Genomic DNA, 19,156 nt, shown 5'->3' on the forward strand with positions numbered 1-19,156 from the left:
CAAAGCAAAGATTCAGCAAAAGAATTCACTTATTTTTTATCGAAGAATTGCTTGACACAGTATTTGGCTCACGATTATTTTATCGTATTTTTACCTCGTAAATTTTAACAATTCTCCTTTGATTCAACCCAAGCCATCCCAATTTTCACGTGTTGAGATTGATTTCAATTCAGACAAAGTATTGGAAGATTACCGTTTGGCAGTCCTCAGTAGGCAATGTAGCCTGCTAGTTCGTAAAGAAGTTTTTTCTGGCCGAGCTAAATTTGGTATCTATGGTGATGGTAAAGAATTGTGCCAAATAGCCCTTGCCCGTTCCATGAGGTTGGGGGATTATGTTTCAGGATATTATCGAGATCAAACCATTGGAGTGGCTATTGGCGACTTAACTTGGCCGCAATATTTTGCTCAGCTTTATGGACATCCGGATCGTCAGTTCGACCCTCATTCGGCGGGTAGGCAGATGAATAATCACCATGCCACACGCTGGTTGGATGATCAAGGAGAATGGTTAGATCAAACAAATCAATACAATTCAGTGGCAGGAGTTTCGTCCACTGCCATGCAAATTCCTCGGTCTTTAGGCATTGCTTATGCCTCAAAAATGTATCAGCATCGAGCGGATTTATCTCCATGGAAGGAGCTTTTTTCCAAGGATGGTAAAGAGGTGTGTTATACCACCATCGGGGATGCCTCTACTTCGGAGGGGATGTTTTTTGAATGCATTAATGCCGCGGGTGTCTTACAAATTCCAATTATTTTTTCTGTTTGGGATGATGGATATGGCATTTCTGTACCAATTGAATATCAGACAACAAAGTCTTCCATTTCCAAGGTCTTAGCGGGCTTCCAACGAAATGAAGGAGAAAAAGGATTAGAGATCATTCAAGTGAAAGCCTGGGATTACCCAGGTTTAATTCAAGCCTACCAAAAGGCCTCCAAATTAGCTAGAGAAGAATTTGTACCTTGTTTGGTTCATGTAATTGAATGTACCCAACCTCAAGGTCACTCGGCTTCTGGTTCGCATGAGCGCTATAAAACAGCAGAGCGCCTAGCTTGGGAGCATGAGGCAGATTGTAATGTATTATTCAGAAATTGGGTTTTGGAGCATGGATTTGCTTCAGAAGATCAATTGAAGGCCATCGATGATGCGGCGGTACTTGAAGCTAGGAAGTACCAAAAGGAAGCTTTTGCTGCTTACATGGCTTCCATTGAGCCTGATAAAAAAGCATTTTTAAGGGTAGCCCAAAATTTAATGGAATCAACCAATGAAGGGAGTTTATTATCCCCAATTTTGGATGAATTAAAGCAATTGCCCTATCCTATTTTCTCAGACTTAGTCCGTGCAGGACGAAAGACTTTACGAGCATTTCGAGTCTATCAAGGCCCTGCAGTTAAGTTGTTGAGAAAATGGTTGAGTGAATTAGAAGAAAGAAATCATCGTCGTTTTAGCTCTCATCAAATCAGTGAATCTCAGCATTCACCATTGTTGGTTAATCCGGTAAAACCCATTTATGCCAAAGATCCCACTTTCGTGGATGGACGTGAAATTTTAAACAAGAGTTTTGCTCATTTTTTAGAGGATCCACGTGTGTTTATTTTAGGGGAGGATGTAGGTAAAATCGGGGATGTAAATCAAACGCTTGCCGGTTTACAAGAAGTATTCGGAGATTTGAAAATTACCGATACCGGCATACGAGAAATAAGTATTGTAGGTCAAGGAATTGGTGCTTCCATGCGGGGTTTGAGGCCTATCGTTGAGATTCAATATTTGGATTATATCTTTTATCCATTCCCGGTTCTTTCAGATGATTTAGCTTGTTTGCATTATAGAACTGCCGGTGGACAAAAAGCACCTATGATATTACGTACCCGTGGACATCGTTTAGAGGGGATTTGGCATTCAGGGAGTCCTATGGCTGTATTAATAAATGGTTTACGGGGGATTCATTTCTGTGTGCCAAGGAATATGACACAAGCAGCCGGAATGTACCGAACCTTGTTGAAAGGTGATGATCCAGGAATTGTGGTTGAATGCCTAAACGGTTATCGCCTGAAAGAAGCTTTACCTGAAAATTTAGATGAAATTTCGGTTCCATTAGGGATTCCTGAAGTTTTGCGTGAGGGTACCGATATTACGATAGTTACTTACGGTTCTATGTGCCGTTTGGTGATGGAAGCTTCAGAAACCTTATCTACGATGGGTATTTCTGTTGAGGTAATAGATGTTCAAACTTTATTGCCTTTTGACCGCACCCAAATTATTGCGGCATCGATTCAGAAAACACATCGAGTGCTTTTTGCGGATGAAGATATGCCTGGAGGAACTACTGCATATATGATGCAAGAGGTTTTAGATAAACAAGGGGCTTTTGCTTGGTTAGATACCCCAGCTCGTTGTTTAGCCGCACCTCCACATCGACCAGCTTATAGCTCAGATGGTGATTATTTCTCTAAGCCTAATGTAGAGAATGTGGTGGATACCATTTATGAAATGATGAGAGAGTCTGACCCCGGACTTTTCCCCGCTATATATTTCTAATCATGTCAGCTATAGCCCTATATTTCAAAAGTATAAAATCCGCTATCACAAGTACGCGGAAGGGATTGGCTTTAACATGGAAGCATGCTTGGAATGCGAGGAAACAAAGAACCATTCAAAACATTCAAAATCCTGAGTATTTTACCTCCAATGAGGGTGTTTTTACCTTACAATACCCGCATCAAGAAATTCCTACACCTGTAAATGGGCGCTATCAATTACACAATGAAATGGACGATTGCATTGTCTGTGATAAATGTGTGAAGGTATGTCCTGTGGATTGTATAGAAATAGAACCCATCAAAGCCACGGGATTGGTGGGTTATACCTCGGATGGTTCCCCGATAAGGCTTTATGCTGCTAAATTCGACATAGATATGTCGAAATGCTGTTTTTGTGGTTTATGTACCACGGTTTGTCCTACGGAATGTTTAACCATGACATCGGAATATGACTTTTCTGTATTTGATGTAAAAGAGCATAATTTCTCATTTGCTAATTTAAGTCCAGAGCAAGCGGCTGAAAAGAAGCAATTGTATGAGCAGTTTGTGGCTGAAAAGGAAGCAATGAAACAAGCTGCCAGCCAAGTGGAAACTAAGCCAGAGGAAGTAAAACCTGCGGCCAAGCCTGCATTTAGACCGAGTTTTAAACCTAAAGCGGAGGCTGCTTCTGAAGAAGCAAAGCCAGAGGAAGTAAAACCTGCGGCTAAGCCTGCATTCAAACCGAGTTTTAAACCTAAAGCGGAGGCTGCTTCTGAGGAAGCAAAGCCAGAGGAAGTAAAACCTGTGGCCAAGCCCGCATTTAAACCGAGTTTTAAACCCAAAGCAGATGCTGATACCGAGGAAGCTAAGCCTGAGGAAGTAAAACCTGAGGCCAAGCCTGCATTCAAACCGAGTTTTAAACCTAAAGCGGAGGCTGCTTCTGAGGAAGCTAAGCCAGAGGAAGTAAAACCTGTGGCCAAGCCTGCATTCAAACCGAGTTTTAAACCTAAAGCGGAGGCTGGTACCGAGGAAGCAAAGCCAGAGGAAGTAAAACCTGTGGCCAAGCCCGCATTTAAACCGAGTTTTAAACCTAAGCCACCTAGCACCGAATCATGAATCCAATGATCGCCTCTTTTTTGGTTTTGGCAGGATTAACCAGCGCTAGCGCATTGGCTATGGCTTGGACGAAAAATCTATTGCATGCTGCTTTGGCCATGTTCATGTGCATGTTGGGATTGGCAGGTTTATATGTTATGGCCTATGCCGATGTCATGGCAGTTGCTCATTTACTCATTTATGTGGGTGGAGTTTTAATCTTGATTCTCTTTGGAATAATGCTTACCCAAAATCCGAGATCCCAAGACTATGAAGCACCGAATGATTTATGGACTAGGCAATCTGGAAGATTTTGGTCTTTGTCGATCAGCCTTTCCATCTTCTTAGGTTTGCTTTGGATTCTAAATCGTTCCATGGATTCCTTTAGTTTGGCATCTGATGACATACAGCGTTCTTCAAAATTGACACATCTTGGCTTAGCCTTATTGACAGAATATTCTTTTGCTTTTGAATTAGCGGGTGTATTTCTTTTAATTGCATTAGTGGGGGCAACTTATATCGCTAAACACCATGAATGATATTCCATTAAGCTACTTTTTAATCGTAAGTGCCCTATTGTTTTCAGTAGGTTTGAGTATTATGCTGCTCAAGCGCAACATGATATTTATATTGATGGGGATAGAATTGATGCTTAATGCCGCCAATTTAAATTTGATTGCTTTTTCTAGACAAGATGATCAGATGCAAGGCCTAGCCTTTTCGGTATTTGTATTAGTGATTGGCGTATGTGAAATGACTATTGCCTTAGCCATTATTTTACAAATTTATCGCCAGTTCAAGCACATTGATTTGGGAGCAGAAAAATCCAGATTTTAATCTACCCAATTTTTAATTTGCTTCTTTAAGCTCAAGGCTTTCATTTTGCCTAAAACCTTTTCTAATTCTTCCATAGGAGCCTCATTGATATTTTTTATCGTGCCAAACTTTTTCAATAGTTTCTGAGCAGTCAGTTTTCCTATTCCCTCCAGTTCTTCCAATTGACTAACAATAAAATTCTTGCTTCGTTTATTTCGATGGGCGGTGATACCAAAGCGGTGAGCTTCATCTCGCAATTGCTGTATCAGTTTAAGCGATTCTGATTTTTTATCAATGTAGAGCGGTAGGCTATCCTCTGGGAAATAGATTTCTTCCAATCTTTTAGCAATTCCAATGATGGGGACTTGCCCGTAGATACCGATGGCCTTCAGTGCGTCGCAAGCAGCGCTTAACTGGCCTTTCCCTCCATCGATGATAATTAAGTCGGGAAGCTCAGCTTCTTCCTCCAATAATCGAGTATACCTTCTTCCCACCACTTCCGTCATGGTGGCAAAGTCATTGGGCCCCTCAACAGTCTTGGGGGTAAATAACCGATATTCTTTTTTAGCAGGAACTCCTTGTAGAAAACAAACCATGGCGGATACAGGATTGGTGCCTTGTAAATTTGAGTTATCAAAACACTCAATCCGTTGCGGTAATTTGTTTAGATGAAGATCATTTTTTAGGGTTAAAAGTATCCTCATTTTTCGGTCTCCACCACTTTCCTCTGCGGCTTTCCTATCGGCCTTTTCTTTTCTAAAGTACAAGACATTTTTTAAAGACATGTCTAGTAACTTTTTTTTATCACCCATTTGAGGGAGTGTATTTTTTACCCCTTGGAATTCAATGGCCATGGGAATATTGGAAATAATTTCTTTGGCACTGCTATGGAATTCATCCCGTTTTTCCCAAATCAACATGGTTAATACATCAGACTCCTCCTCATTTAATTTTTTCTTTACCTCCCAAGTTTGTGATTGCGTGATGGTTCCATTGATCACTTTCATGAAATTGATATAGGAAAGTTGATCATCAGAAACGATGGAAAACACATCAACATCATGAATGGCGGGATTAACCACCGTAGATTTTGCTTGAAAATTTTCAAGCAATTGCCATTTTTCTTTCCATTCTTGGGCTTGTTCAAAGGCTAGTTTTTCTGCAGCCACTTGCATCTTTTCTACGAAAAACTGTTTGGGTTTTTGGAAATGCCCTTTCAGGATTTGGGCGATTTGCTCGATGTATTGTAAATAATCCTCTTCACTTTGAAGGTTTTCACATGGACCTTTGCAGTTGCCAATATGGTATTCTAAGCAAACCTTAAATTTTCCTTCATCAATCGAGCTTTGTTTTAAGGCCAAGGAGCAGGTTCTTAAAGGAAATAGTTGGTGCAACATTTCCAATAGAGCATTCATGGATTTGGGATTGGCAAACGGTCCATAATACGTTCCTAGCTTATGGTCTATTCTCCGGGCGGTTAATAAACGAGGAAAACGTTCATGGCTGAGGCAAATGAAGGGATAGGTTTTGTCGTCCCTAAGTAGAATATTGTATTTAGGCTGAAATTGTTTGATGAGCGTATTTTCCAACAACAAGGCATCAAATTCAGAATGTACGATGGTGAATTCCAGGCGGCAGATTTGTTGGACTAACCTTCTGGTTTTGGTATCGTGATTTTTGGGATTGACGAAATAGCTACTTATCCTATTTTTAAGATTTTTGGCCTTCCCTATATAAATGATGGTATCCTGAATATCAAAATACCGGTACACGCCAGGTTCCTCTGGAAGGGTAGGTAAAATGCTCTTAGGGTCGAAACTATTCATGACTCAAATTTAATAAATTCATTCCGAATATTGCCATAATTGTATTTTTCTAAGAATATCTATTTTTAAGCAAACTTATATTTGCTTTTTTAGTTTATTTTTTTGCTACAAAAGTTGAGGACTTTGGGTAATGACCTAATAACAATAAAATAATGCATGCTTAACACAGTCCTATTGTATCATTATAATATATTATATAGCGCAAATGAGGCCTAAATTGACAAATGATAAAATACCGCTAAAAATTTGCATTTATTATTTGCAGATTAGTCTTGAATTACACATATTTGAGAGTTCCCTACGCCCTAGGATAGTGTAGGATAGTTAAGTTCTTAGAAGAATTATATCTTAAGTATAGGCAAATGGCAATCGTTTGCATTCTTGCTTCTGGTATTTTTTAAAGAATTTATCCGAGTTCTAATATTGTTTAAATACTTTAAAACGAAAGGAGGTCTGATGATTTAAAAATGGCGATTATCGAAACGCATAACTTTAAATAAATAATTAATCAACTATTACTTATGAAACACAATTATTATCAAATTTTCAAAAGCTTCTTATTGCTGGCCATCATGGTCCTAGGAAGCTTTGCGTCATTTGCTCAGGACCGCAAGGTTTCGGGTAAAGTGGTGGGTACTGATTCACAAGGTATCCCAGGCGTGAGTATATTGGTAAAAGGAACCAATACAGGAACTACTACTGACATTAATGGTGCATTCTCTGTTTCAGTAAAATCTGGAAACGCAGTATTGTCTATTTCTGCCGTAGGTTACAAAACAAAGGATGTTACTGTAGGTTCACAGTCCTCTATTTCGGTTACATTGGAAGAAGATGTAAGTCAATTGAGCGAAGTAATCGTAACAGGTTACTCAGTAACCAACAAGAAAGAATCCACTGCTGCAGCATCTATTGTTAAAGCAAAAGATTTACAAATTGCCCCTTCAGGAAACGTTGAGCAGCAATTGCAAGGTCGTGTAGCCGGTGTTACATTGATCACTAACGGTCAGCCAGGAACTAACAGTATCATTCGTGTACGTGGTTTTGGTGCTTTTGGTGGTAACGAGCCATTGTACATTGTTGACGGAGTACCAGTAGGTTCTACTGATTTCTTATCACCAGATGATATTGAAAGTACTACGGTATTGAAAGATGCGGCTGCAGCTTCTATCTATGGAGCTCGTGCTGCTAACGGTGTAATTGTTTACACTACTAAGCGTGGTGCTAAAGGAAAAAAACCTTTACAAATTACTTATGATGGATTGTACGGTGGTACAGACCCTAACGTAGGAGGAGCTCCTAAGATGTTAACTCCACAAGAGCAAGCAGATTGGACTCACGTAGCATACCGTAACAACGCGGCAGCTAACGGAACTGCGGTTTCTTACTCTCACCCACAATACGGTACATCAGCACAAGCTTCTTTACCTACTTATTTGCACTTTAATGGCGCAAATGGTGTAAGAGGAGCTGTAGACATGGCTGCTGCGCAAGCTGCTTATGCTGCTAGCCCATTAACTACTTTTGCGATTCGTCCAAATTTAGCTGGAACTAACTGGTACGATGAGATTACTCGTTTTGGTAATACACAACGTCACTCTTTAGGATTCAGTGGTGGAACTGACAATGGTCGTTTCTACATTGGTTTATCTGCACAAGAGCAACAAGGTATTTTGTTAGAAAATGATTTCCGTCGTTATTCTGCACGTTTCAACTCAGAATTTGATTTAGGAAAGCATGTTAGAATTGGTGAGAACTTACAGTTCACTTACCGTTCAGTTAGAGGTCAATCAGGTGGTAACGGTGGTTTAGGTATTGCTGGTGATGAGTCAGTAATCTTATCTGCTTATCGTATGCCAACAGTTATTCCTGTACGTGATGATTTCGGTAGTTTCGCTTCAACAAGAGCTGCTGGTTTCAACAACCCTCGTAACCCAGTTCGTTCATTGATGACAAACCAAATCAATGACCAAAACTATAATGCAAATGCAGTAGGTAATGTGTACGTTGAAGTTGAGCCAATCAAAGATTTGATCATCAAATCTAGTATCGGAGGTCAATACAACAACTCATATTTCGTAAACTATAACTACAGATACTTAGGAGACTCAGAGCCAGAAGCTTCTGACAGTTTCTCTGAAGGTTCAGGTTATTCTTTTGCATGGGTATTCTCTAATACAGTTGCTTACAAGTACCAGTGGAGAAAGCACGGTATCAAAGCTTTAGCTGGTTTAGAGTCATTGAATACAGGTCGTGGTCGTAGCATTTCAGGATCGGGTATCAACCCATTCTCTATGGACTTAGACTTCGTTACTTTGAACGCAGTTCAATCACCAGTTGTACAATCTAACTTGTTTAGCGGTGTAAACTTCTATTCATTGTTTGGTAAGGCTGACTATAACTTCAATGAGAAGTATTATTTAACAGCTGTTGTTCGTCGTGACGGTTCATCTCGTTTCGGTTCTCAAAACCGTTATGGTATCTTCCCTGCATTCTCTGCAGCTTGGCGTGTAACTTCAGAGGAATTCATGAAAGATCTTCCTGCTATCTCGGATTTGAAAATCCGTGGAGGTTGGGGAGAAATGGGTAACTCAAACAACGTAGATCCAGCTAACCAGTATTCATTATATGCTGCTAGACGTGATGTTTCTTTCTATCCAATCGATGGTCAGAGCTCAGGAGCTAACGAAGGTTATATCCGTTCTCGTATTGGTAACCCTGCTGCTAAGTGGGAGACTTCTGAAACAACCAACATCGGTTTTGACGCTACTTTATTAAATGGTAAGTGGGAAATCGTGTTTGATTTATGGAGAAAAGATACACGTGATTTGTTATTCAACGTACCACTTCCAGCGGTTGTTGGTCCAAACGCATCAGCTCCATCAGTTAACGTAGCTAAAATGCGTAACGAAGGTATCGACTTCCAAATCATTAACCGTGGTAACATCACTAACGAGTTGAAATACGAATTGACTTTCAATAACTCATTCTTGAAAAACGAAATCGTAGCATTCGCTCCAGGTATCACTAACTTAACAGGTGGTGGTTTCCGTGGTATTACTCCAGTACGTATGGAAATTGGACGTTCATTGTCTTCTTTCTATGGTTACAAAGTACTTGGATACTTCAATACAGCTGCTGAGGTTACTAGCGCACCAGCTCAATCAGGTGCTGGCGTAGGTCGTTTCCGTTATGCTGATATGAATGGTGATGGTAAAATCACTCCAGATGACCGTACTTATTTAGGTTCTCCAGTGCCAACTTATACAGGTGGTGTTAACTTAGGTTTAACTTACAGAGCATTTGAATTAAACATGTATGTTTATGCTTCTGCTGGTAACAAAATCTGGAACCAGTCTAAGTGGTTTACTGATTTCCACGGATCATTCGAAGGTTCAGGAAAAGGAGAGCGTGCTAAGCAGTCTTGGACTCCAGCTTTAGGAAACAATGCATTAGCTCCAATCTGGGAGTCAGCATCTAACATCTCAACTAACGGTGCTGAGAACTCTTGGTACGTAGAAGATGGTGATTATATCCGTTTCCAAAATATCTCTTTCGGATATAACATTCCTACAAGTTTCTCTTCTAAACTTGGTATCAAGCGTGCGAAGTTGACTCTTTCTGCTAATAACTTGTTGACGTTCACTAAATACAAAGGTTTAGACCCAGGTGTTGGTGGAGCAGCTGATACTAGTTTCGGTATTGACGTAGGTAACTACCCTGTTACTCGTTCATTCAACGCAGCTATCAACTTGTCATTTTAATCCGCGAAAGCCAATTTAAATTAAAATAAAATGAAAAAATATCATATTTTAAAACGATTAGCCTTAGTAAGTGCATCTGCATTTACCTTGACATTCGCTTGTAAGGATCAGTTTTTAGAGGTTTTACCTACGGGTTCATTAGCCCAGGCACAATTAACTTCTAAGGCTGGTGTTGAGGGTACTTTGATTGGAGCTTATTCTGCTTTAGCAGCTAAGAACTTTACTCAGGTAGCCGCTTCTAACAACTGGTTATGGGGTTCAATCCTAGGTGGTGAAAACAACAAAGGAACGGATGCTGGTGACTTTTCAGCAATTAACCCGATGCAGCGTTATGAGACTTCTCCTGTACAAGGAGAGGTTAATGGTACATGGCAGGCAAAATACGAAGGTATTGCGCGTGCTAATGCAACCATTAATTTAGCGAATGAGTCTAAAGCACTTTCTGCTGCAGATAAAACTCGTATCATCGCTGAAGCTCGTTTCTTGCGTGCTCATTTCTACTTTGAATTGAAGCGTTTATTTAATTCAGTTCCATACGTAGATGAGACGATGGATTATGGTAAGGGTATCGAAAAGGTGCCAAATTCACCAGATATCTGGGGGAAAATTGATGCAGATTTCAAATTTGCGTACGATAACTTGCCTGAGACTCAGTCTTCAGCTGGTCGTGCTAACAAATGGGCTGCTGGTGCTTACTTAGCAAAGTCTTTGTTATACCAAGGAAAATTTGCTGAAGCTAGAGCTATCTTCACTACAGTTATTGCAAATGGTAAAACTACTAATGGTAAGAAATACGGCTTGGTTCCAAGGTTCCAAGATGTATTCAACGCTGCTAATGACAACAATGAAGAGGCAGTATTCGCTATTCAGTCTTCTATGAATACAGGTAACGTTAATAACTCGAATGCATTCGACGTATTGAACTACCCATATAACACAGGAACTGATGGTCCAGGTAACTGCTGTGGATTCTTCCAGCCTTCATTCTCTTTAGCTAATGCTTACCGTACCAAAGATGGTTTACCATTATTGGATACAAAAGATGGTCAGCCTGCTTATAACGCACCTGAAAATGCAGTTAAGCATGACTATAAATTAGCTTCTAGTGATCCATTTACAGAAGATAAGGATCCTTTGGATCCACGTATTGACCACACTATCGGTCGTCGTGGTATTCAGTACTTAGACTGGATCGAGCACCCTGGTAAAAACTGGATTCGTGACCAAACTTATGCAGGTCCATATTCTCCTAAGAAATATGTTTACTACAAATCTCAGGAAAATACCTTGACTGACGGTTCTGGTTGGACTCGTGGTTATGCAACGCTTAACTACAACATCATCCGTTTCGCTGATGTATTGTTAATGGCTGCTGAGGCTGAAATCAGAGGTGGTGGAAGTTTAGCTACTGCTTTAGGATATGTCAACCAAGTACGTAACCGTGCGGCTAATCCATCAAGTTTTGTAAAAAATGCTAAGACTGGTGAATTAGAAGCCAACTATTCAATTGCTCCTTACGCAGCATTTGCTAATGCAGATGATGCTTTGAAAGCAGTTAAAATGGAGCGTATGTTAGAATTAGCAACTGAAGGTCACCGTTTCTTCGATTTAGTTCGTTGGGGTGATGCTGCCAAAGTGTTACAACCTTACTTAGATTATGAAGGTAAGATTTTAGTAACGATGTTCGGTGGTGCTAAATTCACAACAGGTAAAGAATATTTACCAATTCCTCAAGCTCAAATTGATATCCAAGGTTCTTCAGTATTGAAGCAAAACCCTAGTTATTAATCGTTTGAATATTATCCTTGAAAAGGTGGGAACTTGTTCCCACCTTTTTTAATTTTAGCCTAGTAATTTTAATTATATGAGCTTACGCCAACTACTTTATTTTAGCTTCGTCTTTTTTGGAATCATTTCCTGTAAAAGCAAAACTACCTTTGAACTATTGCCTAGTGATGAAACAGGCATTCATTTTTCTAATCAGATTGTCGAGAATGATACACTGAGTATTTTGAAGTATGAATACCTATACAACGGTAGTGGGGTGGGAATGGGAGATTTTAATAATGACGGTTTATTGGATTTGTTTTTTTCGGGTAATCAAGCCAACGGTACTCTTTATCTTAATAGAGGGGAAATGAAGTTTGAGGATGTATCCAAAAAAGCAGGAATCGATACTAAAAACCGCTGGTGTGCGGGCGTTAGTGTGGTGGATATTAATGCCGATGGTCTCTTGGATGTCTATGTTTCCGTGACCTTAAAAAATGCTGATAAAGACCGTGAAAATTTGCTCTTTGTCAACCAAGGAATCAAAGAAGGTATTCCTACCTTTAAAGAAATGGCGGTTGAATATGGAATCAATGATAATGGCCATAGTCAGCATGCCGCTTTTTTTGATTATGATAAAGATGGGGATTTAGATTTATATGTTTTAACCGATAAAATAACCGAGTTTCCATCCCTTTTTAGACCTAAGGTCAATGATGGATCCTATCCGAATACGGATCGCTTGTACCGAAATGATTGGTCTGATGCGCTAAAACATCCTGTTTTTACCAATGTCTCAAAAGAAGCAGGAATCACCTTAGAGGGCTTTGGTTTGGGAATTAATATTTGTGATATCAATCAAGATAATTGGCCAGATATTTATGTGACCAATGACTACGTATCAGATGATATTTTATACATCAACAATCAGAATGGCACATTTACGGATCAGTCCAAAGTTTACTTCAAACATACCAGTTTAAGTGCCATGGGAAATGACGTTGCTGACATCAATAATGATGGATTGGCGGATATAGTGGCATTGGACATGCTTCCCAAAAGTAATGACCGTAAAAAACAATTAGCTCCAGGAAACCATTATCAAACCTATTTGAATAGTGATACTTATGGCTATACTTATCAATACATGCGAAATACCCTGCAATTAAATGCAGGGAAGCAAGCTAACGGTAAGCCGTATCCTTTTCAGGAAATTGGTTTGATGGCCGGTGTCGCTGAAACAGAATGGAGCTGGTGTCCTTCATTAGCTGATTTTGATAATGATGGTTATCGTGATTTACTGATCACCAACGGATTTCCAAAAGATGTAACCGATCGAGATTTTATGTCATATCAGGCTGAATCAAGAAGGTTAACATCGGAGGCTATCATGTTGGAAAAATTACCTGTGATCAAAATCAATAACTATGCCTTTAAAAATATGGGGGGCTTGAAGTTTGATGATGTGAGTGCCAACTGGGGTATTAATGTAGCTTCATTCTCTAATGGTGCTGTTTATGGTGATTTAGACAATGATGGGGATTTAGATTATGTAGTTAATAATATCAATGATGAGGCTTTTGTTTACCGTAACAATACCATCGAGCAGGATAAGGAAAAATCACAGTTTTTACGTGTGAAGTTTGAAGGGAAAGGTAAAAATGTATTGGGAATTGGAGCTAAAATCGAGGGCGTTTTTGCTGATGGGTCTCGTTTTTATTATGAGAATACTCCATATCGTGGTTATTTGTCGAGTGTAGAGACTGTCGCCCATATTGGTTTAGGGTCCAAATTGGCGATCAAAGAAATGCGCATTTTTTGGCCTAATGACTCCATGCAAGTGATTAAAAATCCGGGTAAGAATAAAGTCATTCAAGTGAAGATTAGTGATGCCAAATTACCTGTTCAAAGTATGTTTGATCAAGTAAAGCCACTTTTGGAGGATATCAGTGAAAGCCTACAATTGACAGATGTGCACAAAGAATATGATTTTGTCGATTTCAATTTTCAGAGTTTAATTCCTTATAAACTTTCTCAATTAGGTCCAGGCTGTTCTGTCGGCGATATTAATGGAGATGGGTTAGAGGACTTATTTGTAGGAGGAGCTAAGTTTTATTCTGGATTATTGTACCTACAGCAAGCTAATGGACACTTTATTGCAAAGCCATTGGATGGAGTACAAGAGCAACCCAAAAAAATGGGTGAAGATTTAGGTTCTTTATTAGCTGATTTTGATCGAGATGGGGATTTAGATTTGTATATAACACGTGGTGGTACCGAGGATAAAGCCAACTCTCCAAGTTTTCAAGACGTGCTGTACAAGAATGATGGAAAGGGGAATTTTACCTTGGATACGCAAGCCTTGCCTAGTTTCTTGGAAAGTAATTCGGCAGTAAGGTCCGTTGATTTTGATCGAGATGGGGATTTGGATTTATTTGTGAGTGGAAGAAATGTGCCTTTTGAATATCCGAAAGGAACCGTTTCTAGGTTATTGCGTAATGATTCTAAACAAGGGCAAATAAAATTTAGTGATCAAACAGCTCAATGGGCACCGGAATTATTGAATGAATCCTTAATCTGTGACGCTATTTGGTCAGATGTCAATCAAGATGGTTGGGTGGATTTGGTATTGGCTGGTGAATATTTACCGATTCAGGTTTTTGAAAACCAAAAGGCCAAATTGAAAAAATTAAGTGAAACGGGATTGGAGAAATATACGGGATTATGGGCTTCTATTACCAGTGCTGATTTTGATCAAGATGGAGATATGGACTTTATCGCAGGAAATATGGGTAAAAACACCATTTTACGTGCTAATAGCAAGCAGCCTGTTGAAATTGTTCACGGAGATCTAGATGGTAATGGCTTATACGATATTTTCCCTTTTGTGTACTTTCAAGGACCGAAAGGATTGTATGAATCTTATCCATTGTTTGGAAAGGACGATACGCATAAGCAATTAAATGCTACACGAGCTCGCTATGTCTATTATAAAGACTTTGGAAAAGCCAAACAAGAGAATTTATTTACCGATGCTGAAAAGCAGAAATCCTCAAAATTGTCTTTCACGGAGAATGCATCGGTTTATATCGAGAATTTAGGGAAAGGTAAATTTGCGGTACACGAACTTCCTGCGATGGCACAAGTTTCGGCCCTGAACGGCATGCAGGTTATTGATATTAACCAAGATGGTTATTTAGACGTGCTGTTTGTAGGGAATAATTTTGGGAATGAAGTCTCCACAGGAAGGTATGATGCCTCTAATGGAGGAGTACTGTTGGGAAATGGAAAAGGTAAATTCACCTACCAAGCTAACTCAGGCTTATTTGTTCCAAGTGACGCGAAAGCATTTGTGAGTATTCGTTTAGCCAAGGATCAATTAGCTTTCATTGCCCTTCAAAATAGAGGAGCGATGCATGTGTTTAAACCTGTAAAGAACTTTGTTTCTTTGGCTCAAGCTGGAAAGGATTTCACCTACCAATATTTAGGGAAGAAACAAAAAATAAATTGGAATTATGGCTCATCTTATTTGAGTCAAAGTTCCTTAGCTCAAAGCTTTGTTCCCAAGGGGGCGACCTTAGCGAATTAAGTTTTTAAAATAGGTCAGTTGGAGACCAGGAGTCAATTTGGTTCCTGGTTTCACTGCACCAAATTGATAATTTCCCAAAACAATGTCGATATCTCCATCTTTATCTACATCTCCTGCATCCATGCAGATATAATGACCGCCATTGCCAATATTTAAATTACTGACCTGAAAGGTCATATTGCCTTGATTCTGAAAATATAAAAAGTTTTCATTGCGACCTTTATCGTTTTCTGCAAAAAATGCAATCATGGCTAAATCTAAATCTCCATCTTGGTCAAAGTCCCTCGCCACGGTTTTTGAGGCTCCATAAGATGGATAAAAATAACCTTCTTTGAAATTATTTCTGCCGTCATTGAGGTATACATGAACACCATGAAAAGCTTTTTTGGAGCGAGAATAATCGGCATTGTCTCCATTGGAAACAATGATGTCATCATGTCCATCTTTGTTCATATCAGCCACTTCCATATAACTACTTCCAAAGACGGAGTCAAATTGAAGTAATGGCTTCTCTACGAAAATACCTTGTCCTTTATTGATGAATAAAGAAACACCTTCCCTAGATTGAGCCATTAAGACCAATAAGTCAGGCTTTCCATCACCCGTGTAATCTTTTATGACCACATTTCGAGCTCCTGCTTGGGCTTTTAAAAGATGCCGATTTTTGTTTTTTCCATCAATCCACGTTAACTGACCACGTTCAAACCCATATTCACAAATCACAAAATCCTGGACACCATCACCATTGAAGTCACTGATTTGAATATCTACTGGACGTTTAAGGGAATCCACCAGGGCTTCCATTTTGCCTTTAGGATTAATTCCATACATCGTCCCGATTTTCTCATCATTGGGATACATTTTGCCAATGGCCAATAGGTAGGGCTTTCCTGCTAAAATTTGAGTTAAGGCTACAGGGCTTTGAGTTTCAATCGTATTTTTAACTTTTTTGTTGGCGTCCATCACCCACAAGGTCCGATTGCGTGTTCCTGCCCAAATTTCGGGTTTGTCTGGATGGATTCGCAAGGATATTACGACACCTAGTTGGTCCGTTTTTGAAATATAGGATTCTTCTTTAAAATGTAAGGTTGAAGTGCTAATTGGACTTCTTTGTTTTTGTGGAATAGGTTTTTCTGGGGCATTTTTGACGTAATAATCCACGATCAACTGCCAATCTTCCTCACTTATTTTTGGATCTAGGGGATAGATATCCATAGCCATGGCACTTTGATATTGCTCCTCTGATATACGCGTCATCAATTGAAAACGATCTCCAATACCCAAGCGATAACCCATTTCGGGTAAAACACCTTCTTTCCAAGTTTTTTTATCTAATAAGGAAGGATCTGGGAATTTATGGCAAGAAGAACAGGTCTCCTTGGCAAGAGCTTCACTTTTTTCATCCGCACTTTGTTTACAAGCTGTAAAAACAGCAGAGAAAATAAATAGGAAGGTAATGAATCGCATGTTATTGAACATTGGTATTTTGAACGGCGGTTGAATCTATGCCCACTTTACCACTGCAAGTAAAATCGAACACAAATTTTTCTGGTTTTAAGAAAGGCATTTTTCTGTACCCTTCAATGGCTAATGATTGATCTGAATAAACTTTTTCCATGAATTTGGCATAAGCAGGCATGGCCATTTTAGCCCCTTGACCTAAGGCAAGAGATCTGAAGTGAATGCTTCGGTCATCTCCACCTACCCAAACCCCTGCTACTAATTTCTGGGTTACTCCCATGAACCACCCATCAGAGAAGTTGGAGGTAGTACCTGTTTTAGCTCCTATTTCATTCCCTGCTACAATGGATGTTCTTCTTAAGCCCTCCGCAGTACCTCCTGGTTCCTGTACTGCACCCTGTAACATATACGTCATCAGATAAGCTGTTTCAGGTTTAATAACGGCTTTAGCTGTTGGGGAAAATTCACGAAGTACATTGCCTACTTTATCGGTAATTTTTAAAATCAAAATAGGCTCAATTCTTTCTCCTCCATTGGCAAAAGTACTGTAGGCAGATACTTGCTCGAATACAGATACTTCAGAGGCTCCTAAGCAAAGGGATGGGCCCTCATATAAGGGACTGGAGATGCCGGCCTTGTGGGCAAATTCTGCAATTTTTTGAGGTCCCATTTCTTTCATTAATTTAGCTGAAATGGTATTGATGGATAAGGCCATGGCTCTTCTTAATTTGAGTTTTTCATAGCTATATTTCCCATCAGAATTGGAAGGTGTCCATGTTCCATTGGTGAGGCCATCTTCTTCCCCAAAAGTCACGGGTTCATCAATCAGCTCATCACAAGGAGTGGCAATTTCATTTTCTATGGCTGCCCCGTAAACAAAAGGCTTAAAGGTTGAACCAGGCTGTCTTTTACTTTGGGTAATGTGGTCAAACTTAAAGTATTTGTAGTTAATACCCCCAATCCATGCTTTTACGTGGCCATTGGTTGGATCCATGGCCATAAAGCCACAATTCAATATTCTTTTATAATAATTTAATGAATCCATGGAGCTCATGGTCGTATCGATATCTCCTTGGTAAGAAAATACGGTCATTTTTACTTTCCGATTTAATTCTTCCCACACCTTAAATTCATCGTTATTGTAAGCTGACATCAATTCACGGTATCTGTCAGTGCGTTTCATGGCATCTTTCAAGAATCCCTTGATTTCCTTCATTTCTTCGTTTACCCATGGATTTCTACCTTTCCAATGTGAATAGAATAGACTTTGCTCCGCTTTCATGTGTTCCTGAATGGACTCTTCCGCATATTTTTGCATGCGGGAATCGATACTGGTATAAATGCGTAAGCCAGAAGTATACAAGTTAATCTGCTGGTCTTCCGGTCGATCAGCATTGATTTCTTTGATGATGGATACTATTTGTTTACGGATACTTTCTCTGAAATAGGGTGCTGCACCGGTATTTTGATTTTCAACCTTAAACTTTAGGTTCAAAGGGCTTTCCATCATGGCACGAGCTTCCTCCTCCAACACATAATCATATTTGGCTAATTGGCCTAATACGACATTCCTTCTTTCTAAGGTTTTTTCAGGTCTAATCCTTGGGTCGTACAAAGATGGATTTTGCAATAATCCAATTAAAGTAGCGGCTTCGGGTAAGGTGACTGTTTTGACATCTTTTTGAAAATAGGTCCTACAAGCCACTTGAATCCCGTAGGCATTATTACCAAAACTTACCTCATTGAGGTACATGGCCATAATTTCCTGTTTGGTATAGCGTCTTTCTAATTTGATGGCTAGTATCCATTCTTTTACCTTAGCAATAGCCGTTTTCAAACCTCCAATTTTCATGAGTAAACCCATATACAAGGGGTCGTCTTCCCCAAATTCCACCGAACGGGTATGAAACAAGTTTTTGGCTAATTGTTGAGATATGGTACTACCCCCACCAGAAGTTCCTAAGCTTAAAACGACACGCATCATCGAGCGCATATCAATACCCGAATGAGTAGTGAATCGGGCATCTTCCGTGGCCATTAGGGTATTGATGATGGTCGGAGATAGATCTTCGAACTCAACGGGATTTCGGTTTTCTCTAAAGTATTTGCCAATTTCTTGTCCATCCTCAGAAATCAATAGAGAAGCCTCTTGGCTTTTTGGATTTTCCAATTCATAAAGGCTGGGCATACCGCCAAACAGCCATAGAAAATTGAAATTGACGGCAGTAATAAACAGGACCACAAATAGGGTAGAGCCTACAAGAAATTTATACGTAAATCGAATCAGTTTTAGATATTTTCCCTCTTCAAATTCGAACATG

General features: G+C 39.6%; 10 protein-coding genes. 7 read left to right on the forward strand and 3 right to left on the reverse strand.

Annotated features, from left to right (window positions below; genetic code table 11):
* The first annotated feature begins 118 nt into the window (after nucleotides 1-118).
* Genes ACST15_RS08305 through nuoK form a run of 4 tightly spaced genes read left to right on the forward strand, consistent with a single transcriptional unit; the run spans nucleotide 119 to nucleotide 4,452 of the window.
* Nucleotides 119-2,539, forward strand: a complete 2,421-nt coding sequence (locus ACST15_RS08305) for an alpha-ketoacid dehydrogenase subunit alpha/beta (RefSeq protein ID WP_459454190.1) — start codon at nucleotides 119-121, stop codon at nucleotides 2,537-2,539.
* Nucleotides 2,540-2,541: 2 nt separating this feature from the next.
* Complete coding sequence (locus ACST15_RS08310; protein ID WP_459454191.1) at nucleotides 2,542-3,636, forward strand: 4Fe-4S binding protein; 1,095 nt, start codon at nucleotides 2,542-2,544, stop codon at nucleotides 3,634-3,636.
* Entirely contained in the window at nucleotides 3,633-4,154 is a 522-nt protein-coding gene (locus tag ACST15_RS08315; protein WP_459454192.1) for an NADH-quinone oxidoreductase subunit J family protein, read from the forward strand. Before ACST15_RS08310 ends, ACST15_RS08315 begins: the two co-directional genes overlap by 4 nt.
* Nucleotides 4,147-4,452, forward strand: coding sequence for an NADH-quinone oxidoreductase subunit NuoK (gene nuoK / locus ACST15_RS08320; protein WP_459454193.1), 306 nt, complete (start codon nucleotides 4,147-4,149; stop codon nucleotides 4,450-4,452). Before ACST15_RS08315 ends, nuoK begins: the two co-directional genes overlap by 8 nt.
* Here nuoK and uvrC read toward each other — a convergent pair.
* The gene (gene uvrC / locus ACST15_RS08325; RefSeq protein WP_459454194.1) at nucleotides 4,449-6,257 is read right to left on the reverse strand and encodes an excinuclease ABC subunit UvrC; all 1,809 of its coding nucleotides are present in this window, start codon (nucleotides 6,255-6,257) and stop codon (nucleotides 4,449-4,451) included. The genes nuoK and uvrC overlap by 4 nt on opposite strands.
* Before the next feature lie 521 nt (nucleotides 6,258-6,778).
* Between uvrC and ACST15_RS08330 the strand changes: the two genes are divergently transcribed.
* The 3 genes from ACST15_RS08330 to ACST15_RS08340 all read left to right on the forward strand — a co-directional run bounded on the left by ACST15_RS08330 (nucleotide 6,779) and on the right by ACST15_RS08340 (nucleotide 15,374).
* Nucleotides 6,779-10,018, forward strand: a complete 3,240-nt coding sequence (locus ACST15_RS08330; protein WP_459454195.1) for a SusC/RagA family TonB-linked outer membrane protein — start codon at nucleotides 6,779-6,781, stop codon at nucleotides 10,016-10,018.
* Between the two features lie 30 nt (nucleotides 10,019-10,048).
* Entirely contained in the window at nucleotides 10,049-11,806 is a 1,758-nt protein-coding gene (locus ACST15_RS08335) for a RagB/SusD family nutrient uptake outer membrane protein (protein WP_459454196.1), read from the forward strand.
* 76 nt (nucleotides 11,807-11,882) lie between these two features.
* A complete protein-coding gene (locus tag ACST15_RS08340; RefSeq protein ID WP_459454197.1) occupies nucleotides 11,883-15,374 on the forward strand; it encodes a VCBS repeat-containing protein in 3,492 nt (1,163 codons plus the stop codon).
* Here the strand turns inward: ACST15_RS08340 and ACST15_RS08345 are convergent.
* Nucleotides 15,363-16,841, reverse strand: a complete 1,479-nt coding sequence (locus ACST15_RS08345; protein ID WP_459454198.1) for an FG-GAP repeat domain-containing protein — start codon at nucleotides 16,839-16,841, stop codon at nucleotides 15,363-15,365. The genes ACST15_RS08340 and ACST15_RS08345 overlap by 12 nt on opposite strands.
* A 1-nt stretch (nucleotide 16,842) precedes the next feature.
* Nucleotides 16,843-19,155, reverse strand: coding sequence for a penicillin-binding protein 1A (locus tag ACST15_RS08350; RefSeq protein WP_459454199.1), 2,313 nt, complete (start codon nucleotides 19,153-19,155; stop codon nucleotides 16,843-16,845).
* Nucleotide 19,156: the final 1 nt, after the last annotated feature.

Source organism: Aquirufa sp. Wall-65K1 (assembly GCF_054558475.1).

Coding starts and splice junctions, on each gene's coding strand:
- ACST15_RS08310 (WP_459454191.1), top strand. CDS start 2,542: ATGTCAGCTATAGCCCTATATTTCAAAAGTATAAAATCCGCTATCACA.
- ACST15_RS08315 (WP_459454192.1), top strand. CDS start 3,633: ATGAATCCAATGATCGCCTCTTTTTTGGTTTTGGCAGGATTAACCAGC.
- nuoK (WP_459454193.1), top strand. CDS start 4,147: ATGAATGATATTCCATTAAGCTACTTTTTAATCGTAAGTGCCCTATTG.
- uvrC (WP_459454194.1), bottom strand. CDS start 6,257: ATGAATAGTTTCGACCCTAAGAGCATTTTACCTACCCTTCCAGAGGAA.
- ACST15_RS08330 (WP_459454195.1), top strand. CDS start 6,779: ATGAAACACAATTATTATCAAATTTTCAAAAGCTTCTTATTGCTGGCC.
- ACST15_RS08335 (WP_459454196.1), top strand. CDS start 10,049: ATGAAAAAATATCATATTTTAAAACGATTAGCCTTAGTAAGTGCATCT.
- ACST15_RS08340 (WP_459454197.1), top strand. CDS start 11,883: ATGAGCTTACGCCAACTACTTTATTTTAGCTTCGTCTTTTTTGGAATC.
- ACST15_RS08345 (WP_459454198.1), bottom strand. CDS start 16,841: ATGCGATTCATTACCTTCCTATTTATTTTCTCTGCTGTTTTTACAGCT.
- ACST15_RS08350 (WP_459454199.1), bottom strand. CDS start 19,155: ATGTTCGAATTTGAAGAGGGAAAATATCTAAAACTGATTCGATTTACG.